Source organism: Ectobacillus sp. OTK, assembly GCF_059698935.1.
Map to the genome: position 1 here is coordinate 4,068,225 of NZ_AP048547.1, position 21,484 is coordinate 4,089,708.

The following is a 21,484-nucleotide window of genomic DNA, read 5'->3' on the forward strand; positions in this document are numbered from 1 at the left end:
CCGCTGCTGAGGCGTCCACCGAACGGGTAGAAAAGAATATGAGAAACATTTGTGAAATATTTGTGAAAAGGAGGGATATAAAGGATATCACTGCATTCCCATCATCTGCAAAAAAACAGGGCATATCGCTATGCCCTCGGATGAAACTGCTTATATACATCCTTCAATCTCGCTTTTGACACATGCGTATAAATTTGCGTGGTAGAAATGTCGGCATGTCCAAGCATTTCCTGCACTGCACGCAAATCTGCCCCATTTTCTAGCAAATGCGTCGCAAACGAATGCCGCAGTGTATGAGGAGTTAACTCCTTCTCAATACGTGCTTCCTTAGCCAGCCCCTTTAAAATCTTCCAGAAGCCTTGCCGCGACAGACGTTCCCCCCGGAGATTCAAAAATAGGGCATCTGTCGATTTCTTTCCAAGCAGCTCTCTTCTCCCTCTCTCAATATAGCGCCGCACTGCCTCAATTGCTAGATTGCCAAGAGGAATGATGCGCTCCTTCCTCCCTTTTCCAAGGCAGCGTACAAAGCCCATCGTTAAATGAACATCAGATACATCAAGCTGAATAAGCTCTGAGACGCGCAGGCCGGTTGCATATAAAAGCTCCAGCATCGCCTTGTCACGCAGGCCAAATGCTCCGCCTAGCTTCGGTGCATCAAGAAGCGCCTCTACCTCGGCAACGGAAAGCACCTTCGGCAGCTTCCGCTCTCCCTGCGGCGTCTCAATATGTATCGACGGATCCCGCTCTAGCACGCGCTCGCGCAGCAAAAATTGATGAAATGAGCGGATTGATGCAATATGACGAGCAAGCGTTTTAGACGATTTATTTGCATCCTTTAAGCCTTGTAAAAAGCCAAGAATGTGCAAACGTGTAACCTCAGCTAGCGATGAAAGCTGCTCTACCTTTTGCAAATACTTGATATAGCTTTTTAAGTCCCTTTCATACGAAACAATCGTATTTTGCGAAAGCCCCTTTTCTACCATCATATAATGCATATAATCTTTCAAATGATCTTCCACGTTTTCCTACTCCCCGTTTTCATAGAAGAAAATCACCCGGTCCATCCAGTTATCCGCAACGGAATCATGCATGCCCGATACTTCCTCTACCGATTCTCCTGTCGGCTTATCGTAGCGATGATAGTTTTGATATTCTTCATTTACCCATAGTATAGCGAAATAAAACAAAACCGTACAACCTACAAACAATACAAATACTTTCACAACATCAAATATAACCTTCATTGCTTGGCGCATTTTGTTCCTCCAGTGATAAGTTTTGGCCCTAACCTGAAGCGGTTAGCACGAACCCTTACTACAACATATGCCAAGCCTATAAAAATTTATACGTTTTCTATAAAGAAAACTCGCCGATTGGCAAGCCGTTAGGCGCAGACAGAGGCGCAGCTGCGCGTATACTTTATTCCTAAAATTTCCTGCTGCGTCGAATTTGCTTTTAGCTGGAAATTTATAATTTTTTAAAGTGCAAAAAAACCCCTTCCCCAAAAAGGGAAGAGGTTACGCTTCCTGTTGTACGCTCTTTTCTTGACACGCATGACACATGCCATAAAAACTTAAACGGTGATCCTTCACCTTAAAGTTCCACGTTTTTTCCACTTGTTTCTCTACTTCGCCGAGCAGATCCTCTTGAATTTCTTCCACAGCACCGCATTCCGTACAAATCAGATGGTGGTGAAAACGAGTTGCACCCTCTTGACGTAAGTCATAGCGTGACACACCATCGCCAAAGTTGATTTTATCAACAATTTTTAACTCTGTTAATAATTCCAAAGTGCGATACACAGTCGCAAGTCCGATTTCCGGCGATTTTTCTTTTACGAGGAGGTACACATCTTCCGCACTCAAATGGTCTTCTTCGTTTTCAAGCAGAACGCGCACAGTTGCTTCCCGCTGTGGTGTCAATTTATAGCTTGCTGCATGCAATTGCTTCTTAATTCGTTCGATTCTGTCTTCCATTTTGGCCTACTCCCTCCCTCGCCATTCTTACACCATTATATCAGAAGAAGGGATGCTGTCAAAAGGAAATACTAAAAATTAGCTAATGCTTGTTATTATATAATAATTATTTTTTATTAATGGTTTCAATGACACTTTTCATGAAGGCAGGTGATACATATGATTCCACCGCAGAAGCACCTGCAAGCACGATGCCAATGATAAGAAAAAACACGGTATACTTCGTAAATAACGGAAGGATTGGCTCATGCAGCTTTCGTACGAACTGATGGCGGATCAGCCGCAGCGAAAAGCTCACCGCAATCACTGTCGTTATGATAAAAGTAGGAATTATAATAAAATTTTGCGGCATAATGGCGACAGCTGATAATAAAAAACCGCTCCAGCCAAGTTGGTTCACGAGAAAGCCAACTGTAAATCCGACAACAACCCCCTTTAAAAACAGCAGCACAAAAATAAGAGGTAAACCGATCATAGAAATGCCAAGCAGCCAAATAAAGCCGATATATTTCAAATGAGAAAAATAGCTTTCTTGAAACATTTCGGTCGGCTGCGCAAATTCCCCCTGCGAGACTTGTCCAAAAAAACGGTTTAAATAAAAGTATAAATCCTGCTTTTGGCTCGCTTGCAAGCTGTTTACGAGAATTGCTCCGAAAATGACGCCCATCAGCAGCAGGACGGAGACAAATAAATAAAGCGAGGAATGAGCTTGTATATGAGACATTACACTCTCCCGCCATGATTGCTTTCTGACCATCTCTTTCCCTCCATTTCTCTTCTAGTAGATTGTATGAGAGAAAAGAGAGAGTATGACTATAAGAATGGAAAAGAGACATCCTTATCGGTTGTCTCTTCTCTACTGTCTTATTTTTTTAGCTGCAAATATTGCATCGCAAGAATTGTTTTCGCATCATGAATGCGCTGCTCCTGAATTAATTCCCATGCTTCTTCTAATGTTACCTCAAGCAAATCAACAAATTCATCCTCATCCAAATCAGCTTTATCTTCCTTTTTCGTTAAGCCTGTCGCCTCGTATAAATAGATGATTTCATCCGCAAAGCCCGGTGATGTGTAAAACGAATAAAGCAGCTTCATATCTTCACATATGTAGCCTGTTTCCTCTTCCAGCTCCCGCATCGCTGTTGCAAGCGGAGCTTCCCCTTTTTCCAGCTTGCCTGCAGGAATTTCTACGAGTGCCTTTTCCATCGCTTTTCTATATTGCTCAACAAGAACAATTTTCCCCTCATCTGTCACGGCAATGACGGCAACTGCTCCCGGATGCTTAATAAGCTCGCGTTTACTGGAGGCTCCATTTGGCAATACTACATCATCAACACGTACTTGAATAATGCGGCCATCATAAATTGGCTGGGTTGCTGTTGTTTTTTCTTCAAACTTGTGCACAGTGTCATCTCCTTGTTCTATTCACTAGGCTTTCTTCATACATTCTATCACAACTAGTAAGGAGGAAAAAAATGAAAGTATATGTATTAGAAAATAGAATTATGCTCGTCGGCAAAGCATGGGAGATTCGCAACAAGCTCAAGGAATATAGCAAGCAATATACAACTGTTTCCGAATGGCTGGACGAAATGAAAAGGTAAACTGTTTGTATCCGCATTCCCCCCTCGCTTACAATAGAAGCAAGGAGGGGTGTATATGAAAAAACGTCAATTAGGAAATTCGGATTTATTTGTCAGCGAGGTAGGATTGGGCTGCATGTCACTCGGTACAAACGAAGCGGAGGCGCTCCGTATTCTTGACGCTGCCTTTGCAGAAGGAATCAATTTTCTCGACACAGCGGATTTGTATCACTACGGATTAAACGAAGAAATTGTCGGAAAGGCGATTCGCAATAGACGAGCTGATGTGGTGCTTGCCACAAAGGTTGGCAACCGCTGGACGGAGGAGAAGAACGGCTGGTTTTGGGATCCGTCCAAAGCGTACATAAAGGAAGAAGTAAAGGAAAGCTTGCGCCGACTGGGTACGGACTATATCGATTTGTATCAGCTTCACGGCGGAACCGCTGAGGATAACATCGCGGAAACGATTGAAGCATTTGATGAACTGCAAAAGGAAGGCGTCATTCGCTATTACGGAATTTCCTCCATCCGCCCGAATGTGATTCGAGAATACGTGAAACATTCTCGCATTGTCAGCATTTTAATGGAATACAGCATCTTAAACCGCCGCCCGGAGGAATGGTTTCCTCTTCTAAAGGAGCATAACATAAGCGTCATCGCACGCGGTCCGGTTGCCAAAGGCTTACTTACTGCAAACAACGCAGGCAAGCTTGAAAATGCAAGAGAAAAAGGCTATTTATCCTATAGCTACGAAGAGCTTGAGCGTACGCTGCAGTTGGTGCAAGCTGCTGCATCAGACCGCCCGCTTGAGGAAATTGCAGTGCAATATTGCCTGCACGATCCTGTTGTCGCTTCCATTATCCCTGGTGCAAGCTCTATAGAGCAGCTCCGTGCAAACGCAAAGGCTGGACAAGCTGCGCCTCTTACAGCTGAGGAATATGAACGCATTCAAAAAGCTGCAAAGCAAGACTTGTACGAACTGCATCGCTAAAAAAATTAACGTTTTCCATTTCTTTTTACTTTATTCTAGGGATGACAGAAAAACACCTCATATCCTTTTTCTGTCATCCCTTTTTTGCTCCATAAAACCTCATTTCTAAAAGCGACATGAAAAGAACAAGCATTCATATCTGCTGTTCTGCTTTTTGGTGAACGTAAAAATGCGCAAAAATACTCAAACGAACGCCTTTCAACCAAATAAAATCCATTGCTGGGTTATGAAATTGATGCAACTAAACAAATTTACAACTAAGTAAGCGTTTTTTGTTTACCTGTCTAGTTTAATGTTCAGATAATATATGAACGAAGCTCTAAATTAACAAGATACCGCTATCGTTTCTAGCGAATTATTTTTATGCCAAACTGAGCTATGCACTTTAAACCTCGATTTGAAAACCAAGTGCTTTAACAAAGTTTATTTCTTCTTTATCAAAGATACTTAAATCTTTATCCCTATAATTAGTTAATGTTTTAGGTGGCATAATATCTTTAATAAATACATTCATTTGAGATTGATCTATGTTTAAAAAATTTGCTAGTTTTGTCAATTCTATTTGTGGATTTAAACACAATTCATCAAAGTTAATAGCTAAAAATTTATCCTTCAAATTTTGTTTTCCATATAAAAGAACTATTTCATTTGATTTAATCCAATAGTTTAATGATGCTTTAGGAAGTATTTCAGGGTTATTTGGTATTTGTATATCAAATAATTGACCCCAATTATGAACTTGTTGTTGATTGTTACTATAGGCCATGCTTAAACCATTACGTATTACGTGAATATATTTCAAGTTTTTAAAATACTTATCCATATATTGAAGATAAATATGTGAATTTGGTTCTTTCCATCCCCAACCTATATAGGAAGAGTAATCTAATGTTTGGGTTTTCAACATAGCATCTGCTATATTTTCCGCTAAATCTTGTCCATGAATAAAATTATGAGCAGCATTCATTATAAATTCAATCTCATTAGGTTCAGGTTTATAATGTGTTGTCATCTTCTTTTCAAAAATTTCTAGTCCTTTATAAATCTCATATTTGTTTTTGTTTGATACTTCAACAAACCATTGCGGCCTTTTAAATAATAAAGTAAAAAACAAATTATCATAGGCATCATTCAATGTACTGCCAAGATAAAAGCCTAAGTCCTTTAATATCTTTGCTATTACTCTTGTTCCACTCCCGCCAACTCCTCCTATAACGATAGGACCATTATTCTTGAATTGGTTCAATATTTCTCCTCCTGCTTCGATATTATCTTATGACCTAACCTATTATAAGTTGTTTTTTGTACAGATTATTTGTAATTCATCCATAAATAATAAATAGCATAGTCATAATAATGTATGTATATGAATAAAACACAGGAAGTGATTGAGGATTGTTATAATTTCAATACATTTTAAAATCTGTTAGAAATGTTATATGAAAATTTTGTAGCTACTTAGCCTTATGGATGCTCAAAACAAAATAGCCCGTGCCTGCTTGTCTAAGATTAAATCCTGTCCCATTACAGTTAACACTTTGGGATTGAACGTACTTCAAACAAGTCAAGGGAACGATCGGTTTTCAAGGCTGCCAAATCCGAAGTGAAACAGCCATTCGATGCCGCTGGATAATTGTTCAGTTTACATACGTGCTTGCGATATACCTGTCACGTCTATTTAACTGGTAATATTTTCGATTCAAAATGCCCATTTTGAGTTACGAGTGATTTAATAACAAATTATTGTTGGACAAGTACACAATCAAAATCTAAGAATTCGAATATAATTTTATGACATTTTAGAAAGGAGGTTTATATCTTATGATTTTTATTACTTCAACAGGAGCAGTAGGTGGATTATTAAATCTTAGCACCCTTCGTATCGATCTTATGAATAAGACCCCAGATGCGCCGCAAATGGTTCGGCTTATAATTTTTAATACAGCTGTATCACCAAAAGTTATCGCATTTGATGAGACTTTTGAAATTCCCGCAGCCAGTGGTGCTTTTCGGACCTTTACTCCTTTGGTATTTCCTAGTCAATTTGAAGTTGTAATACGATCATTTACTCCCAATATAGTGCCATTTATGACTGGAACAGCTGGTATTATAGGAACTCTTGATCTTAACGCAACATTTAAATCTGGTGATTTCTTTAGAATGATAGATTCAGTAAGCACAACATTGTGACAAGCCTAGATCTTTGTATTGTATACCATATACACAAAAATTAGCATGACGCTTTATTATTAAATATATACTTCAAACACAGTAATAGAAATAATTACTACTCTTTTTATTTGCTAATGGTATGCACAGTTTTATACACTCTTAATACAATACCATTGTCCGAGTGTAATCAGCGATTGTAAAATAGTTCTCCCGTAATTTTGGTCAAGCCCTCTCGTGGTCATTACAGTAGTAAATTGTTGCCGCGGGAGGTTTTCTGCAGCAACGGTATGACTAAGCCCATTCCGAAATCGATTATCGCCATATAGGATGTTGCAGCAAGCTTTGTTGTATCCATATCTAACGTTGTGAGCAGCCCAAAGCCTCCTGCCATGAAAAGCATCCCAATAATGATTTGAATTTTAACTCCAATTTTATAAACAAGCTGGCCGCCGATCACGCTCGTAATAATCATGGAAACCATCATTGGTGTCATAATCGTTCCAGATTCCGTTGTACTCACACCAACAATGCCTTACATAAAGAACAGTACGAATGTGATTGCGCCAAACATCCCGATGCTCATGAAAAAGCCAATTAAGTTCAAAGATGTAAAGGTTCTATTTTTAAACAGATACACTGGCAAAATCGGTTCTTTTGTCTTTGTTTCAGCAATACTACGGCTTAAACGAAAAAATTGTCAAAAAGGCGATTCGCAATGAAAGATTACTTGGGGTTCTAAGGAAAAATACCAAGCAGAAGTCAATGCAAACGAATAACCTAAAAGTTTACATGTACACGAAAAAGCCGTCTGTTGGTTGAACAGACGGCTGCATCAGTTACAATAATCAAGCTTATCAGCAGTACGAAATGTTTTCTTAAAATAGAAATACAATAATGCATTTCTTTCGTCAAAGGATTTTTCTTATTGTTAAAAAAGCCGATACAACACTAATTTCAAGTTCAGCTGCTTCAATAACTGTTACAGTAAATGAGCATGAAGCTGTATTCCCGGCAGCATCGGTTGCTGTACAAGTCACCGTTGTCGTCCCAATAGGAAAGAAAGAGCCTGATGCTGGTGTACAAACAGCGGTAGCGCCAGGACAGTTATCAGAAACTATAGGCGATGGGTAGTTAACAGTAGCTCCAGGCTGACCTGGGTCAATCCCTCGAATAATATTGGCAGGGCAAGCAATAGTAGGAGGTTCTGTATCATTGACTGTCACGGTAAATGAGCACGAAGCTGTATTTCCGGCAGCATCGGTTGCTGTACAGGTCACCGTCGTCGTCCCGATAGGAAAGAAAGAGCCTGATGCTGGTGTACAGACAGCAGTAACGCCAGGACAGTTATCGCTTACAGCAGGCGGCGGAAAGGTCACTACTGCCCCGCATGCACCAGGGTCATTATTCTGAGTGATGTTGGCAGGACAGCTAATAATCGGGGGTTCAATATCGTTCACTGTAACTGTAAAAGAGCATTGTGCCGATCCTCCACAAGGGTCGGTAGCAGTGCAGGTGACCGTTGTTGTACCAACAGGAAAGAAAAAGCCCGATGCTGGTGTACATACAACAGTAGCGCCAGAACAGTTATTGCTTACAGTAGGCGGTGGAAAGGTCACTACCGCTCCGCATGCACCGGGGTCATTATTCTGAGTGATGTTGGCAGGGCAGCTGATGATAAGGGCGCTGGTTTGTTCATCGATATTAGCAAAGATATCTTGACTTCCGGTTCGAGTGTCCGTCCATACTGAGATCAACTTTTCCGGTTCTGGCAAATTCGGTGGAATGACGGCCGCAAAAATATAGTCACCGACAAAGGAGCTCGGTTCACCAAAAGAAGGATCGGCATTAGGGTTAGAAGAAACGTCTGTGATTCGCGAATTGCTTGTAAATGAAAGCCCTCCATCAGTGGATCTTGCTACAAAAACATCTAGAAGAGCAGTAGATACCCGGTTTGTATAGTAAATCACGTTTACTGTACCACTGCACGGCGAAGCCGTAACAAACGGGAAAAAGTTTTGGGTACCCTCTGGACTGTTATCAACTCGTATAGGAGCAGACCAGGTGGCTCCGCCATCATCGGAAAAAGACAAGAGGATGTGGGCATTTCCAGAACGGAAATCCTGCCATACTGCATAAACTCTTGCAAACTCCGCAGAACCAAAACACCCTGAAGTATCTACCGCAAGAAACGCAAAGGTAGGAGTACGAAACCCCCATTGAGGGACCCTGGAATTCAAAGTAGAGGGAACTCGAACGATATTACTCACAGTGATAGTGGGCCCGAATGTAACCCCGCCATCATCCGAACGGCGAATTTTAAACAAGGCATTACTAAAATTCCCCTCAATCCAAGCAACATACACTTCTCCATTCGGACCTACCTGAACATTTGACCCCTGCGCAAAAGGAAATGTAGTGAGTACCGGGGTGATGGGAACTGGTGCTAACCATGTTACTCCGCCATCCACTGATCTTTGAAGCAAAATTTGTGAATTGGCCGCATCATTTGTAAACCGGGTATAGCTAATATAAGCATTCCCCTCAAAAGGGCTTGTAGGGAACTTGTCGATGGCCAGGTATTCCTTGTCATCAAAGATCCCATTACCCATTTCAGTAGAAACTATGGTCGAATTAGAGTAGTTTTGTCCACCATCTACTGAACGAAAGACGATTATAGATGCCTCACCTGCCGTATCGTTAACCGCAATGCCCGCTATTAAGGATATGTTGTTTAAACCGAAATCTACAATCGGATCTGACAAAAAATCAAAACCGGTAGTAACAGGTAAAATCGAACTACCGAATGTATCACCCCCATCAAAAGATTGGAAAAGAGCGAATCCATCCACTGTATAATCATGTGAAACAGCGATAATGGTTGAGGGATTCATTGGATTAACTGCTACACTCGGTTCATTCTCCGGTAAATCAGTGCCAGGGAGTGGTATATCAGTTCCATTTGCGAGCGCGTTTACATTTTCTACTGTAATGTCTTCACTTTTTGATTGCATTTTCATTTTAATGAGTCTTTTTCTCTCTGGTTTAGACATTGTTTCATATTTCACCTTTCTATTTACGTGTTATCCAATCAGGACGGGGGTTCCTGTGTTTGTGTAAACGTTAGGGATTCTTGTCCTTTCTTTTTACAAAGTTCACTTTAGTATAGAAGCTTTCTCCGATCTAGCAGGCGGCTGCCATTGCCTCTCCCAACAATGAGCAAAGCCAGCTCTTCCATCTCCATTAAAATCTGCAACAGTAATATCGAGAGGGTCATTACCGTCGCTAGAAAACGCAGATGTTTGAAAAGATGGAGAAGGCAAAATAAAAACTCCCTTTTATTATTTTGAGACTTCCTTTGCGATTGACATGTACGCTTACCCCCTTTTAAAGTTCACGATACCATTATATGGAACTTGCGCGTTGGTTGTTCGATAGAATTTTATGCGAGCTAAAAACATTCGCTCCAAGGGCAGTTTGTCTATCATATATAGGCGGGGTTCGCATAGCATCTCATTAAAAGGGAGCGCTAATTCCTCCTAAATACAGCAAAGGCAAGGAGTCTTCTTTCTTGCTGCTTTTCTGCGATATACATCTTTAATACAACAATATTTTCCGGATATTATGCCAGCCTTAACAATGCACAAGATCCTGCATGCCGGCTTCTGATTTCCACACTATACTCATACAAAAAAGCCGGAGCAGCAGCTTGCTGCCCCGGCTGGAGATCTATTAGTTCTTAAAGTATAAGAAAGAGGCTGCTTTTTAGTCAGCCTCTTTCTTATTTTCCTTTAGTGAGACGAAGCGAAAGTCTTTGCTCCTTCCTCTTCCTCCTCAGTTTTTCTTCCTGCCTTTCTGTCAGACAGCTTAATTTGCGGCAGAAGCAGCGTAAATACTGCCCCGATGACAATGATGAATAATCCCGCTAGGAATACGCTATGCAGTGAGTCCATTAACGATGTTTTTAAAATCGGAACCATCTTTTCAGCTAATGCTGCCGGCAGCTGCTTCAATGCTTCCGGACTGAACAACGATTGCAATAGCCCCTCGGGATTTGTTGCAATCATCTCTTTAAACTTGGTTACCATTCCGCCAGCCTGTGCTGGTAATGTATTTAAGAACGGTACAAGCTTATCATTTAGCGCCGTACCTGCCCGGCTGTTCATCACCGCACCCAAAATGGTAATACCAAACGTACCGCCGATGGAGCGGAAGAACTGACTGGAGGATGTAACAACGCCAAGCTCCTCCTTCGAAAAGCTCTCCTGCAGTGCAAGTGTGAGCAGCGGCATGACTAAGCCCATTCCGAAGCCGATAATCGCCATATAGGATGTTGCAACAAGCTTTGTTGTATCCATATCTAACGTTGTGAGCAGCCCAAAGCCTCCTGCCATGACAAGCATCCCAATAATGATTTGAATTTTAACTCCAATTTTATAAACAAGCTGACCCCCAACAATGCTTGTAATGATCATGGAAACCATCATCGGTGTCATAATCGCTCCAGATTCCGTTGCACTTACGCCAACAATGCCTTGCATAAAGAACGGTACGAATGTGATCGCACCAAACATCCCGATGCTCATGAAAAAGCCAATTAAGTTCAAAGATGTAAAGATTCTATTTTTAAATAGATACATCGGCAAAATTGGTTCTTGTGCCTTTGTCTCAGCAATGACAAAGCTTGCCAGCCCAATAAGAGCAAGTGCGAATAAGCCGATAATTTGCCAAGAATCCCAAGCATAGTCCTTGCCGCCAAGGCTTAGTGCAAGCAATAGGCTCACAACCCCAACAATCATCGTAAACATGCCGGCAAAGTCAAACTGAATCGGCCCTGTATGCTTGCGGCCCTGTAGGCCCAATGCAATTAAAATCGTTGCGATAATCCCAACTGGGAGGTTAATATAAAATACCCATTTCCAATTCCAAGCATCAACAATCCAGCCGCCGATTTGCGGTCCGATGACAGACGCAAGACCGAAAATCGCGCCAAACACACCTTGAAATTTGGCACGCTGCGCGCCTGTAAATAGATCTCCAATAACAATCATCGCCATTGGCATCATCACGCCGCCGCCAATTCCTTGAATGCCGCGATAGATAATAAGCTGCGTCATATTCTCAGCCATGCCGCATAAAGCGGAAGCAACCATAAAAACAATAAGCCCTGTTACGTATACAACCCGGCGCCCTACTAAATCCGCCAATTTTCCTGCAATCGGCACAACGGTTGTAGATGTGAGTAAGTAAGCTGTTGTCAGCCATGTCATCATGCTTAATCCGCCTAAATCCCCAACAATTCGCGGCATTGCTGTTCCGACAATCGTACCTTCAAGCGCGGAAAAGAACATCGCAATAATGAGTCCAATCAGCAATAAGGTGCGTTTACTATCCTTTTCTTGTTTCGCCATCTTATTTCCCCTCTTTTTCTTTATTTTTATCAAAAACCGTTATCTGCGCGAGCTTCTCTGCAATTGCTGCCATTGCTGATAGCTCTTCCTCGGTCAAATGCGATAAATAACGCTGCACAATAGCTTTTCTCGCCTGAAGCACTTGCTTTAGTTTTTCCTCTCCAAGCCCAGTCAGACGAATGTTTACAACACGTCGATCCTTCTTGTCATGCTCGCGTTCCACAAACGCATTCTGCTCTAAACGGTCTATCATAAGCGTTACCGCACTTGGCTTTACATCCAGATGCTCGGCTAGCTGTGAAACCTTGCAGCTCCCCTGCTTACTGACATACATCAGTACAAAAAATTGTGTCGGGGTCAATTCATAGCTCTGTAGGCTTTCTAGCATTTCAGGATGCATTTTTTGGAAAACAGCATGCATTGCTGTTTGAATTCGTTCAATATAATATCCTGCCTCACCCAAAGTGTAACACTCCTTAATTTTTAATCTGGATAAATATATAACAACAACGATATTTAATATACATTAAATATTTACTTTAAGCAACTATTAGTTTTGTTATTTTTTTCGCGTAAAAGCAATCCGAATAGCAGCTTTCATATCTTTTGTATTTCGTGCTCAATAGATAACCATCAGGCATACAAAAAAATGCTCCTCGGCGGCAGCGTTGCTATCCTCGAGGAGCACATCATAATTACATCGTATCAAATTTCTCCGGATTGCTTCCAACCCCGAATTGCAGCCGTATCAACACTGCGATAGCCTGTTTCTAACGCCGTTCGTACGGCACGCTTGACTTCCTCTCCTTCTTCAACCTTCCAAACGCCAAGACCCAGCCATGGCATGTCTACTCCATTGCTAAGCTTTGCTGCAGAACGAATATGATACATATCCATCACCTCTTTTATAACATAAGAAAAAACGAAAGTGCTTATCCCGCACTTTCGTTTTTTTGTTTATCCGCATATTAAAAATCAAAATTATCCGGATCTGGACCGAGACGGCGATTTTCATTTAATGCATCGATTTTAGCCATATCCTCAGGAGACAATTCAAAATCAAACACATTCGCATTTTGTTCAATGCGAGATGGTGTGATAGACTTTGGAATTGTTATGATATCGCTTTGAATGTCCCAGCGTAATACGATTTGAGCTGGTGTTTTACCATGTTTTTCAGCAAGCTCCGCGATTGTTTCGTTTTCGAAAATCTCGCCGCCCTGCATAAGCGGGCTCCATGCCTCAACAGCAATATCGTGCTTTTTACAAAACTCACGAATTTCTACCTGTGACAGACGCGGATGAAGCTCTATCTGGTTCACCATTGGCTTGATCTTACAGCTTGCAAGCACATCCTCTAGGTGGTGAATATGAAAGTTCGATACGCCGATTGCGCGCACCTTTCCTTGCTCATACAATGTTTCTAACGCACGGTATGTATCAACATATTTGCCGCTTACAGGCCAGTGGATTAAATATAAATCTACATACTCTAAGCCAAGCTTGTCGAGGCTTGTCTCAAAGGCTTTTAATGTAGATTCATAGCCTTGGTCGCTATTCCACACCTTTGTTGTAATAAACAGCTCTTCACGCGCTATACCGGATTCACGGATTGCTTCCCCAACGCCTGCTTCGTTGCCGTACACAGCAGCTGTGTCAATGCTGCGGTAGCCGGCAGATAAAGCTGCCTTCACTGCTGTTCGTACTTCTTCGCCTTCTTTTGTTTGCCATACGCCTAGACCAAGAACAGGCATGTCCACACCATTATGAAGCTTTTTTGTTGGAATCATAGGTTTCCCCTCCGTTTTAGAAATCTCTTCCTTTTCATTTAATCAATACGGAAGTGGAGTTGTCAATGAAAGTGCTTTTAGCTACAGTTTGAACATAAACAATAGAAATAATAGCCCCAGAAGGAGTAAATCCTTCCGGGGCTATTACCCTGCACCTATTTGTAGAAATTCAGCTTGCTTGGCCGCTCCTATAGCTTATATTTGCCTATTTGAAATCCTTCCAAGATAAATTACTTTCTTTAAGCAAATCTTCAAATGTCTTATTTTTTTCGCGTTCTCGCTGCTCGCGCTTTTTCCGTTCCAACTCCTCAGCACGCTGCTTTTCCTGCTGTTTTTCCTGCTCCTCCTGCAGCGCCTTTTGCTTTTGTTTCAGTTGCTGCAGTACATCGTTATTTAAAAAATCTCCCAGGCGCACGCTTTCCTTTTCAGTTTCAGCTTTGCGAACGGGTTGTCTTTGCTGGTTTTGTTTTTTCGCCATACGCTCTCTCTCCTTGTTGTTCCCCTAAATTACGGCTTTATTTTTTAACTATTGTAGCAAATGCCCTACCTTCTTTCCAGTATACAGGCCGCGAGGCCCTCATTGTTTATTCTCTCCAAAAAATAGCCGCAGTGCCTCTTCTACTATTCTTGATTTTTGAACGCCCCGTTTAGAAGAAGCTGCATCCAAATGATGTAACAGTGATACAGGAAGCGTAAAGGTTCTTCGCATCCGTTGTTCTTCCTCTTGGGGCAGTGAGGTGTATATATGACGGTTTTCAAGCAAGGATCGAATATGACGTAATTCTTCGTACATAAGCTTTTGATAATCATATACCTCCTTTACTGCAGGCGGAGACACTTCTCCAAAAATACTCTGCTCCCTGGGCTCCTCCCCCTCGCCGATAAACACTCTCTCTTTCTTTTTGCTATCATACTCATATCCAAATAACCGCAGCTTTTTTGATAATGTGTGCGGCATCATACCAAGCTGCTTTGCCAATATGACGAGCGATTCTCTCCTATTTAAACGGTCAATAATGTCTCCTACCTTCATGACCCGCACCCCCTAACACAATTGAGCTTGCAAGAAAGGAACAGACAATACTAAACCTGCATCAGGCCAGCTATTGTTTTTAAACTTTATATAACATAAAATCAACTGTTCAGCTCTCTATTTCTATACATACTCCAGTTCCGATTACTTTATCATTCCGACCTTTTCATAACCAATATGGATGACATATTTCCTATTTTCACAGTACAATAAAAGAAAATAAAAAGAGCAGAGGAAAAGGCCATGACAGAAGCTAAATATGTGTACCAGCTCCTGATTACACTAAAAGGCGGAAAAGAGTTTGAAGTATACGAGGCATCTTCCCATTCCGATTGGGACGAGGCTTTAAGTGACTTGCATTTTCGGATTTCCGAATATAACTTCAACCGCTTCGGACACCGACTCATCCGCTCAAGTGAAATTGCCGCGATTGAGATTGTGGGAATGGGTATTATGGATTTGGAGACAGATTAAACTACATTCTCTCCTATAGCAAAAGGTCTGCTTGTGAGGCAGACCCTTTGCTATTGTATTTATATAAATTGCTTAGCTTGTTGTTTCTCGCTCAATGAGAACAGGGCGTAAACGGCGAACTGCATTCGTTTTCTCTTTCATTTGCTGAAGAAGCATGTGAACGGCAATCGTCCCTTTGTCCCCATGAGGCTGCCCGACCGTTGTAAGGGACGGGTATAAAAATTCTCCCTCCGCTATTCCATCAATCCCAATAAGCTGAAGCTGATCGGGAACAGACAGGTGAAGGCGATGCGCCGCGCGCAAAGCTCCGATTGCCACCATATCGCTGCAAGCAACAATTCCATCTATGTAAGGCGCATTTTGCAGCAGCGCAATCGTCTCTTGTTCCCCTTCCCTAACAGATAAACCGCTCGTTACGATTCGGTACGGGATACCGTAGTACTCAGCAGTATCGACGAAACCTTCCAGCCTCTCATTCATCGCCTCATTATGCTCTGGACCGCGAAGGTGAGCCAGAAAACTGCAGCCTTTTTTCACAAGCTGCTCCGTTGCCAATTTTGCTCCCTCATAGTCGCAGCACTTTACAGCAGCATACGCGTTATGTACTTCACCATCCAACACAACAAACGGGGTAGAGGAAATTTGCTTCTTGACCTGCTCATACACTTCATTCATAACGAGAAAGCCCGCCACATTATTTTGCAGCAGTGTGTCTACATAGGATGATTTTCCATTTGCTCTTCCCATTACAATTTGATACCCAGCCTCATATGCTGCTTGCTCAATAGAAGAAAACAGCTCAAAAAAGGAAGGAGCGGAATCGTCAGATACAAGAAGCGCGATCATGGTAGAGGATTTCTTAAAAAGCGACTTTGCTACTGCATTTGGTTTATATTGCAGCTTTTCTATTGCTTCTTCTACTTGCTTCACCGTCTCTTCATGAACGTATCCCTTTTTATTTAAAACGCGGGACACGGTTGCTACCGAAACACCAGCTAACTTTGCGACATCACGAATTGTTGCCACCTTTTCCACCTCTTTGCGGTAATGCGTTACAGTTTTACCGTAAAACAAACGAGGCGAGCCGTCAAGATGAATATGAAAAAAAAGGAATAATCTGAAGTTATTTCCCTATTTTGGTCATAATTTGCAATATGTAACGTTTGTTACATATCCGATCAAACCGGATGCAGCATACGATCCCTTCTCCCGCTTTTTTTGGCTGTGTGATACAATATCTTCTAGCATAATTATTGGAGGATTATTATGAGAGCGTTTTTCGCCTTAATGGGCACCTTCATTGCAGTGTTATTTGGAGCCGGCATATTTTTCACAAACAAAATCATGTATCTGAAAAAGAAAACAGATGAGGAAATTATGCGGCGCGAAGCAAATACAAACTTTGATCTGAGGAAGTTTCAGTCGATCCAGAAGGAAGATATTTGGATCGAATCACCGTTTGGCTATCAAATTCATGGATACTACATTCCATCAGGGCATTCCAAACGATTTATGATTTTTTGCCACGGCGTCACAGTGAATAAGCTGAATTCGGTGAAATACGGCAATCTCTTTTTAGAACGCGGCTTCAATGTTCTGATCTATGATCACCGCCGTCACGGCAGAACAGGCGGGAAAACAACGAGCTATGGCTATTATGAAAAGTATGATTTACAAGCGGTTGTCCAGTATATCAAGAAAAGATTTGGTTCAGATATTACCCTTGGCATTCATGGGGAATCGATGGGAGCCGCCATACTTTTGCAGTATGCGGGAATGGTCGAGGATGGAGCGGACTTTTACATTGCCGATTGTCCATTTTCCGACTTTTACGAACAGCTTTCCTATCGGCTTAAAGTTGAATTCAGGCTGCCGAAGTGGCCAATGCTTCCTCTTGCAAACACAATTTTAAAGCTGCGGGATGGGTATAAGGTGCGGGATGTATCCCCCATTCAATGTGTGAAGCATATTAAAAGCCCGATTTTGTTCATCCACAGCAAGGATGACGATTATATTTTATCTAAAATGACAGAGGAGCTGTATGAGCAAAAGATCGGACCGAAGCAGCTGTTTATTGCAGAGCGGGGCGCTCATGCAATGTCGTATGTGGAAAATAAGGAAGCGTATGAGAGGGCAATCGACAGCTTCTTAGAACGGTATAAGCTATAATACCCTCGATGTTTGCTTCTTCATTTGTTATGAAAGGGAAAGCAGCAGGCATAAAATTAGGGAAGAATCCGTTATACGATTCTTCCCTTCATTATCGGCTTATGCTTGTTTTACCTTATGCCAGCACATCTGTAACATCCTTCAGATGTTCAGAAATCCAATTCATCGCTTCCTCAAGCGTCGCAAACTCCTGCGTTTCAAATGTCATTTCATCCTGCAGCAGCCAAGCGTCTTTTACTTCATCCTCCATGCCAGCTTCTGACCAATGCAGCAGGCTGTACGGCTGATTATCATGTAAAAAGGAAACCCACTTTCTATCTTTCGCAATCGCTTGAATCGTATGTAGTTTTTTGCTCATCCATTTTCACCTATGTCCTTTTTCTTGTAAAGCTTATTATATCATCCTAAGTTTTTGGAAAGAAAGCACCTTTCTAAACATACATATACGGGGAAGATTGAAAAGGCGGAAAAATGTCTATATTATGGAAATAAATGAAAAACAGGAGGCTGAACGAATGACAAAGGTACAAATTAAAGTCAATGATAATGGTTCATTCCGCATAACAGGTGATGTAGAATTGGTGGATTCACAAGGAAATGCGTTTCCAGCAAAACCTGCCTTCTCTCTTTGCCGCTGCGGTTTATCAACAAATATGCCATATTGCAGCGGTGCACATAAAGGAAAGTTCCAATCTGTCGTAAGAGCGCCGCAGCCGGAGGAAACAGACATAGAGTAAGAAAAAAGGCCCTGTGCGAGCAGGGTCTTTTTACATACCAGCAACAAAAAAACCAAAAAACGCTGCGGCAATCCCGCATATATAGCTCGCTGTTATGTATGAAAGAAAGACATTCCCCTTTCCCCTAAGCTGTATAAGCTCGAGCTTAAAGGTAGAAAACGTCGTAAACGCCCCCATAAAACCCGTTCCACAAAGCAGAAGGACACGATTATCCACGCTTGCTCCAACAAGCAAGCCGAGCAAAAATGAGCCCAGCACGTTAATGAAAAATGTACCGTATGGAAACGTCCCGCCATAACGGGCTTTCACATAATTGCTTACGGCAAAACGAGCAATCGCCCCGAAAAAACCGCCAACCGCAACCAATAAAAAGCTCATGCTGTCTCCTTTCCCTTAGCAAAACGGCGAAATAATGCATCTCCGGCATCAAAGCCAAAACGAGCCGCCAACAAACCGCCGAACAGACTGCACCCAACATAGAAAGCCGCCGCCATTGTTTCACCTGTCTGAAGCAAGCGCACGGTTTCTACACTAAACGTGGAAAACGTTGTAAAAGAGCCAATAATACCTGTTCCGATTGCAGTTGCGAAACGAGGATGCAGCCTCCCAAGACGAAATAGATGCATTGTTAAAAACGAAAGCAAAAAGCTGCCTGTTACATTAGCTATTAGCGTCGCAAGCGGAAATATGCCTGGAGCTGTTTCCTTTATAAAAATTCCAAGACAGTACCGGAGCAGCGCGCCAACGACTCCCCCCATTCCTACTGCTATATATGTCATGTTCTCCCCCCTATAAAATAGCAAGCTCTCTTTTGTTACATAAGGCAGCAGCTTTCTCACATTATAGCAAACATGAGCAAGAGCACAATATGTATCATGTATAAGGTCTTTTGCCTTTGAGCATTTCTATCAGTCCTTATTTTTTTCCAAATATACTAATAAAGAACACAAAAATTTATAAAAATAACGAAGAATAAACCATTTACATTCATCACAATCAAATTATTGTACCTTTTTTTCTAATTTGTGCTATAATTTCAGAAAACAATATCCTTCGGGGTCGGGTGAAAATCCCAACCGGCGGTGATGAAGCCTTGTCTTCTAAGCCCGTGACCCGCCTTTGCACTCGCAAAGCGGTGGATCTAGTGAGAATCTAGGGCCGACAGTATAGTCTGGATGGGAGAAGGATTGCGTTTTCAGGCTGTGCATAAGGATATGCCTACATAAGGGCAAGTGTATTTCTTTTTTAAGAACACTTGTTCTAGTTGCTCGTTTTTCAAAATGATGCGGCTAGGCTTATTTCTCCGTGCTTTTGTATCCTTGTGACCGCTGAAAACAAACGTCTCTCCCAACCCCAAGGAGCTTCCTTGGGGTTTTTGATTTTTTAGGAGAGGTGGTCTTGCTATGACAGATCAGGAATATATGCGGCTCGCGCTCGATCTTGCGAAGGCCGCGCAGGGGCAAACAAGTCCGAACCCAACCGTTGGTGCTGTTGTGGTGAAGGATGGTGTTATTGTCGGCCTCGGTGCCCATTTAAAGGCGGGAGAAGGCCACGCCGAGGTACATGCGCTCAAAATGGCGGGAGATAAAGCAGAAGGTGCGACTGCATATGTCACGCTCGAGCCATGCAGCCATTTTGGCAAAACACCGCCTTGCAGCAATCTGCTCATTGAGAAGAAAGTAAAACGCGTTGTTGTAGCTTCGCTAGATAACAATCCGCTTGTATCTGGCAGAGGTATACAGCGCCTAAAGGATGCAGGCATCGAGGTGGAGGTCGGCGTACTTGAGAAAGAAGCGCGCGAGCTCAATACCGTTTTTTTTCATTACATGGCAGAGCATAAGCCATATGTCACCATTAAAACAGCAATGAGCCTTGATGGCAAAATTGCGACTGTAACAGGAGAGAGCAAATGGATTACAGGAGAAAAGGCTCGGCTGGATGTGCATCGCTACAGACACGAGCATGACGCCATTCTTGTTGGCGTCAATACCGTTCTTGCTGACAATCCAAGTTTAACGACACGTTTGCCCAATGGCGGGAAGAATCCGATTCGCGTTATTTTAGATACAAATTTGCGTACACCTTTAGACTCTCTTGTTGTAACGGACAGCTTGGCACCGACATGGATTATCGTTGGTTCACATGTACCCCAGGAAAAAAGGGAACAATATACATCTGATATGGTAACGGTTATCGGGGCAAGCACAAACCGTATTGAGATAGATGAAGTACTTGCCATCTTAGGAGAAAAAGGAATTCTTTCTCTCTTTGTAGAGGGCGGGCAGCAAGTGAATGCAAGCTTCTTGCAAGCGAAATGCTTTCAGCAGCTCATTGTGTATATCAGCCCGAAGCTGATTGGCGGCAGGACGGCGCCGACTATTTTTGGCGGCAGCGGATTTTCCTCGCTCGCTGATGCTGCTTCTCTTTCCATTCAGTCCATCGAGAACATCGGAGACGATATTAAAATCGTCGCAATTCCGAAATAGGAGGTGCAGCATGTTTACAGGCATTATTGAAGAAATCGGAAAAATTGAACGGATGCAGCAAACTGGGCAGGCCATTACGATGACCATTTCAGCCTCCCGCGTTTTATCGGATGTGCATCTTGGCGACAGCATCGCTGTGAACGGCGTCTGTCTAACCGTTACATCCTTCACATCCTCCTCCTTTACGGTTGATGTGATGCCGGAAACGGTAAAAGCAACATCGCTGCAGGCGTTAGGACGCGGCTCCTCTGTTAATTTAGAGCGTGCGATGAGCGCAGGAGGACGATTCGGCGGTCATTTTGTGAGCGGTCACGTTGATGGCCTTGGAACGATTGTAGAGAAGAAAAAAAGCCACAACGCCATCTATTACCGAATTGAGCTTCCAAGAAATTTGCTGCGTTACTGCATTTTTAAAGGATCCATTACAATCGACGGCACAAGCCTTACGATTTTCGGTCTAGACGATACATCGGTGACGATTTCCTTAATTCCGCATACGGTCGATTATTCTGTTGTCGGGCATAAAGGAGTCGGTGATATCGTAAATATTGAATGTGATATGATCGGCAAATATATTGAACGGTTTACACGCCGGGAGGAAGCACCAAAATCCTCGCTTACTGCAAGTTTTTTACAAGAGCACGGATATATGTAAGAAAGGAGAG

25 protein-coding genes, 2 pseudogenes and 1 riboswitch are annotated in these 21,484 nt (G+C 42.4%); of the genes and pseudogenes, 8 read left to right on the forward strand and 19 right to left on the reverse strand.

The features are described 5' to 3' along the window. Window positions 1–128: 128 nt before the first annotated feature. The 5 genes from xerD to AC6HZ4_RS20150 form a co-directional block, all read right to left on the reverse strand. Window positions 129–1,019, reverse strand: coding sequence for a site-specific tyrosine recombinase XerD (xerD, locus tag AC6HZ4_RS20130; RefSeq protein WP_497491482.1), 891 nt, complete (start codon window positions 1,017–1,019; stop codon window positions 129–131). Window positions 1,020–1,025: 6 nt separating this feature from the next. Beyond that, on the reverse strand, window positions 1,026–1,256 hold the full coding sequence (locus AC6HZ4_RS20135; protein WP_497491483.1) for a YqzK family protein: 231 nt from the start codon (window positions 1,254–1,256) through the stop codon (window positions 1,026–1,028). A 261-nt stretch (window positions 1,257–1,517) separates the two neighbouring features. After that, window positions 1,518–1,976 carry a ferric iron uptake transcriptional regulator gene (gene fur / locus AC6HZ4_RS20140; RefSeq protein ID WP_497491484.1) on the reverse strand — a complete coding sequence of 153 codons (459 nt, stop codon included), beginning with the start codon at window positions 1,974–1,976 and terminating at the stop codon, window positions 1,518–1,520. 106 nt (window positions 1,977–2,082) lie between these two features. Continuing rightward, window positions 2,083–2,733 carry a stage II sporulation protein M gene (gene spoIIM / locus AC6HZ4_RS20145; protein WP_497491485.1) on the reverse strand — a complete coding sequence of 217 codons (651 nt, stop codon included), beginning with the start codon at window positions 2,731–2,733 and terminating at the stop codon, window positions 2,083–2,085. A gap of 107 nt (window positions 2,734–2,840) precedes the next feature. Further along, a complete protein-coding gene (locus AC6HZ4_RS20150) occupies window positions 2,841–3,380 on the reverse strand; it encodes an NUDIX domain-containing protein (protein WP_497491486.1) in 540 nt (179 codons plus the stop codon). 71 nt (window positions 3,381–3,451) lie between these two features. Between AC6HZ4_RS20150 and mciZ the strand changes: the two genes are divergently transcribed. Continuing rightward, on the forward strand, window positions 3,452–3,580 hold the full coding sequence (mciZ, locus tag AC6HZ4_RS20155; RefSeq protein ID WP_497491487.1) for a Z-ring formation inhibitor MciZ: 129 nt from the start codon (window positions 3,452–3,454) through the stop codon (window positions 3,578–3,580). Window positions 3,581–3,635: 55 nt separating this feature from the next. Continuing rightward, window positions 3,636–4,550 carry an aldo/keto reductase gene (locus AC6HZ4_RS20160; RefSeq protein ID WP_497491488.1) on the forward strand — a complete coding sequence of 305 codons (915 nt, stop codon included), beginning with the start codon at window positions 3,636–3,638 and terminating at the stop codon, window positions 4,548–4,550. 385 nt (window positions 4,551–4,935) lie between these two features. Here the strand turns inward: AC6HZ4_RS20160 and AC6HZ4_RS20165 are convergent, their stop codons facing one another. Next, window positions 4,936–5,796 carry a sulfotransferase gene (locus AC6HZ4_RS20165; protein ID WP_497491489.1) on the reverse strand — a complete coding sequence of 287 codons (861 nt, stop codon included), beginning with the start codon at window positions 5,794–5,796 and terminating at the stop codon, window positions 4,936–4,938. Window positions 5,797–6,371: 575 nt separating this feature from the next. Between AC6HZ4_RS20165 and AC6HZ4_RS20170 the strand changes: the two genes are divergently transcribed. Next, window positions 6,372–6,740 (forward strand): hypothetical protein, encoded by a 369-nt coding sequence (locus AC6HZ4_RS20170; RefSeq protein WP_497491490.1) that lies wholly within the window; start codon window positions 6,372–6,374, stop codon window positions 6,738–6,740. A 259-nt stretch (window positions 6,741–6,999) separates the two neighbouring features. On the opposite strand, the pseudogene AC6HZ4_RS20175 reads toward AC6HZ4_RS20170, so the two are convergent. The 9 genes and pseudogenes from AC6HZ4_RS20175 to AC6HZ4_RS20215 form a co-directional block, all read right to left on the reverse strand. Continuing rightward, a pseudogene (locus tag AC6HZ4_RS20175) lies at window positions 7,000–7,395 on the reverse strand (MFS transporter); the annotation flags it as partial. Window positions 7,396–7,630: 235 nt separating this feature from the next. Next, window positions 7,631–9,787, reverse strand: a complete 2,157-nt coding sequence (locus AC6HZ4_RS20180; protein WP_497491491.1) for an HYR domain-containing protein — start codon at window positions 9,785–9,787, stop codon at window positions 7,631–7,633. A gap of 87 nt (window positions 9,788–9,874) precedes the next feature. Beyond that, window positions 9,875–10,042: an FG-GAP repeat domain-containing protein gene (locus AC6HZ4_RS20185; protein WP_497491492.1), complete on the reverse strand. Its 168-nt coding sequence runs from the start codon at window positions 10,040–10,042 to the stop codon at window positions 9,875–9,877. A gap of 468 nt (window positions 10,043–10,510) precedes the next feature. Beyond that, window positions 10,511–12,130: an MDR family MFS transporter gene (locus tag AC6HZ4_RS20190; protein ID WP_497491493.1), complete on the reverse strand. Its 1,620-nt coding sequence runs from the start codon at window positions 12,128–12,130 to the stop codon at window positions 10,511–10,513. A gap of 1 nt (window position 12,131) precedes the next feature. Then, window positions 12,132–12,593: a MarR family winged helix-turn-helix transcriptional regulator gene (locus AC6HZ4_RS20195; RefSeq protein WP_497491494.1), complete on the reverse strand. Its 462-nt coding sequence runs from the start codon at window positions 12,591–12,593 to the stop codon at window positions 12,132–12,134. Window positions 12,594–12,868: 275 nt separating this feature from the next. Further along, window positions 12,869–13,021 (reverse strand): annotated as a pseudogene (locus AC6HZ4_RS20200) (aldo/keto reductase); the annotation flags it as partial. 77 nt (window positions 13,022–13,098) lie between these two features. Continuing rightward, the gene (locus AC6HZ4_RS20205) at window positions 13,099–13,920 is read right to left on the reverse strand and encodes an aldo/keto reductase (protein ID WP_497491495.1); all 822 of its coding nucleotides are present in this window, start codon (window positions 13,918–13,920) and stop codon (window positions 13,099–13,101) included. A 205-nt stretch (window positions 13,921–14,125) separates the two neighbouring features. After that, entirely contained in the window at window positions 14,126–14,398 is a 273-nt protein-coding gene (locus tag AC6HZ4_RS20210; protein ID WP_497491496.1) for a YqkE family protein, read from the reverse strand. Window positions 14,399–14,497: 99 nt separating this feature from the next. Then, complete coding sequence (locus AC6HZ4_RS20215) at window positions 14,498–14,953, reverse strand: ribbon-helix-helix domain-containing protein (protein WP_497491497.1); 456 nt, start codon at window positions 14,951–14,953, stop codon at window positions 14,498–14,500. A gap of 243 nt (window positions 14,954–15,196) precedes the next feature. On the opposite strand from AC6HZ4_RS20215, the gene AC6HZ4_RS20220 reads away from it, so the two are divergent. Beyond that, the gene (locus AC6HZ4_RS20220) at window positions 15,197–15,427 is read left to right on the forward strand and encodes a hypothetical protein (protein ID WP_497491499.1); all 231 of its coding nucleotides are present in this window, start codon (window positions 15,197–15,199) and stop codon (window positions 15,425–15,427) included. Window positions 15,428–15,499: 72 nt separating this feature from the next. Here AC6HZ4_RS20220 and AC6HZ4_RS20225 read toward each other — a convergent pair whose 3' ends face one another. Then, on the reverse strand, window positions 15,500–16,453 hold the full coding sequence (locus AC6HZ4_RS20225) for a LacI family DNA-binding transcriptional regulator (protein WP_497491500.1): 954 nt from the start codon (window positions 16,451–16,453) through the stop codon (window positions 15,500–15,502). A 240-nt stretch (window positions 16,454–16,693) separates the two neighbouring features. Between AC6HZ4_RS20225 and AC6HZ4_RS20230 the strand changes: the two genes are divergently transcribed. Then, window positions 16,694–17,596 carry an alpha/beta hydrolase gene (locus tag AC6HZ4_RS20230; RefSeq protein WP_497491501.1) on the forward strand — a complete coding sequence of 301 codons (903 nt, stop codon included), beginning with the start codon at window positions 16,694–16,696 and terminating at the stop codon, window positions 17,594–17,596. A gap of 115 nt (window positions 17,597–17,711) precedes the next feature. Here the strand turns inward: AC6HZ4_RS20230 and AC6HZ4_RS20235 are convergent, their stop codons facing one another. After that, a complete protein-coding gene (locus AC6HZ4_RS20235; RefSeq protein ID WP_497491502.1) occupies window positions 17,712–17,954 on the reverse strand; it encodes a DUF2552 family protein in 243 nt (80 codons plus the stop codon). 157 nt (window positions 17,955–18,111) lie between these two features. Between AC6HZ4_RS20235 and AC6HZ4_RS20240 the strand changes: the two genes are divergently transcribed. Then, complete coding sequence (locus AC6HZ4_RS20240; protein WP_497491503.1) at window positions 18,112–18,333, forward strand: CDGSH iron-sulfur domain-containing protein; 222 nt, start codon at window positions 18,112–18,114, stop codon at window positions 18,331–18,333. A gap of 30 nt (window positions 18,334–18,363) precedes the next feature. Here the strand turns inward: AC6HZ4_RS20240 and crcB (AC6HZ4_RS20245) are convergent, their stop codons facing one another. After that, the gene (gene crcB / locus AC6HZ4_RS20245) at window positions 18,364–18,711 is read right to left on the reverse strand and encodes a fluoride efflux transporter CrcB (protein ID WP_497491505.1); all 348 of its coding nucleotides are present in this window, start codon (window positions 18,709–18,711) and stop codon (window positions 18,364–18,366) included. After that, window positions 18,708–19,112, reverse strand: a complete 405-nt coding sequence (gene crcB, locus AC6HZ4_RS20250; RefSeq protein ID WP_497491506.1) for a fluoride efflux transporter CrcB — start codon at window positions 19,110–19,112, stop codon at window positions 18,708–18,710. The genes crcB (AC6HZ4_RS20245) and crcB (AC6HZ4_RS20250) overlap by 4 nt, the downstream gene beginning before the upstream one ends. 266 nt (window positions 19,113–19,378) lie before the next feature. Beyond that, a riboswitch (FMN riboswitch) is annotated at window positions 19,379–19,524 on the forward strand. Window positions 19,525–19,736: 212 nt separating this feature from the next. Between crcB (AC6HZ4_RS20250) and ribD the strand changes: the two genes are divergently transcribed. Both ribD and ribE read left to right on the forward strand, forming a co-directional pair. Further along, entirely contained in the window at window positions 19,737–20,819 is a 1,083-nt protein-coding gene (gene ribD / locus AC6HZ4_RS20255; RefSeq protein WP_497491507.1) for a bifunctional diaminohydroxyphosphoribosylaminopyrimidine deaminase/5-amino-6-(5-phosphoribosylamino)uracil reductase RibD, read from the forward strand. A gap of 10 nt (window positions 20,820–20,829) precedes the next feature. Then, a complete protein-coding gene (ribE, locus tag AC6HZ4_RS20260) occupies window positions 20,830–21,474 on the forward strand; it encodes a riboflavin synthase (protein WP_497491508.1) in 645 nt (214 codons plus the stop codon). Window positions 21,475–21,484 lie beyond the last annotated feature (10 nt).

Bases quoted from the DNA above. Each gene is read 5' to 3' on its own strand.
- AC6HZ4_RS20135 (WP_497491483.1), bottom strand. From the start codon at position 1,256: ATGCGCCAAGCAATGAAGGTTATATTTGATGTTGTGAAAGTATTTGTA.
- fur (WP_497491484.1), bottom strand. From the start codon at position 1,976: ATGGAAGACAGAATCGAACGAATTAAGAAGCAATTGCATGCAGCAAGC.
- spoIIM (WP_497491485.1), bottom strand. From the start codon at position 2,733: ATGGTCAGAAAGCAATCATGGCGGGAGAGTGTAATGTCTCATATACAA.
- mciZ (WP_497491487.1), top strand. From the start codon at position 3,452: ATGAAAGTATATGTATTAGAAAATAGAATTATGCTCGTCGGCAAAGCA.
- AC6HZ4_RS20160 (WP_497491488.1), top strand. From the start codon at position 3,636: ATGAAAAAACGTCAATTAGGAAATTCGGATTTATTTGTCAGCGAGGTA.
- AC6HZ4_RS20170 (WP_497491490.1), top strand. From the start codon at position 6,372: ATGATTTTTATTACTTCAACAGGAGCAGTAGGTGGATTATTAAATCTT.
- AC6HZ4_RS20190 (WP_497491493.1), bottom strand. From the start codon at position 12,130: ATGGCGAAACAAGAAAAGGATAGTAAACGCACCTTATTGCTGATTGGA.
- AC6HZ4_RS20205 (WP_497491495.1), bottom strand. From the start codon at position 13,920: ATGATTCCAACAAAAAAGCTTCATAATGGTGTGGACATGCCTGTTCTT.
- AC6HZ4_RS20210 (WP_497491496.1), bottom strand. From the start codon at position 14,398: ATGGCGAAAAAACAAAACCAGCAAAGACAACCCGTTCGCAAAGCTGAA.
- AC6HZ4_RS20215 (WP_497491497.1), bottom strand. From the start codon at position 14,953: ATGAAGGTAGGAGACATTATTGACCGTTTAAATAGGAGAGAATCGCTC.
- AC6HZ4_RS20220 (WP_497491499.1), top strand. From the start codon at position 15,197: ATGACAGAAGCTAAATATGTGTACCAGCTCCTGATTACACTAAAAGGC.
- AC6HZ4_RS20230 (WP_497491501.1), top strand. From the start codon at position 16,694: ATGAGAGCGTTTTTCGCCTTAATGGGCACCTTCATTGCAGTGTTATTT.
- AC6HZ4_RS20235 (WP_497491502.1), bottom strand. From the start codon at position 17,954: ATGAGCAAAAAACTACATACGATTCAAGCGATTGCGAAAGATAGAAAG.
- AC6HZ4_RS20240 (WP_497491503.1), top strand. From the start codon at position 18,112: ATGACAAAGGTACAAATTAAAGTCAATGATAATGGTTCATTCCGCATA.
- crcB (WP_497491505.1), bottom strand. From the start codon at position 18,711: ATGAGCTTTTTATTGGTTGCGGTTGGCGGTTTTTTCGGGGCGATTGCT.
- crcB (WP_497491506.1), bottom strand. From the start codon at position 19,112: ATGACATATATAGCAGTAGGAATGGGGGGAGTCGTTGGCGCGCTGCTC.
- ribD (WP_497491507.1), top strand. From the start codon at position 19,737: ATGACAGATCAGGAATATATGCGGCTCGCGCTCGATCTTGCGAAGGCC.
- ribE (WP_497491508.1), top strand. From the start codon at position 20,830: ATGTTTACAGGCATTATTGAAGAAATCGGAAAAATTGAACGGATGCAG.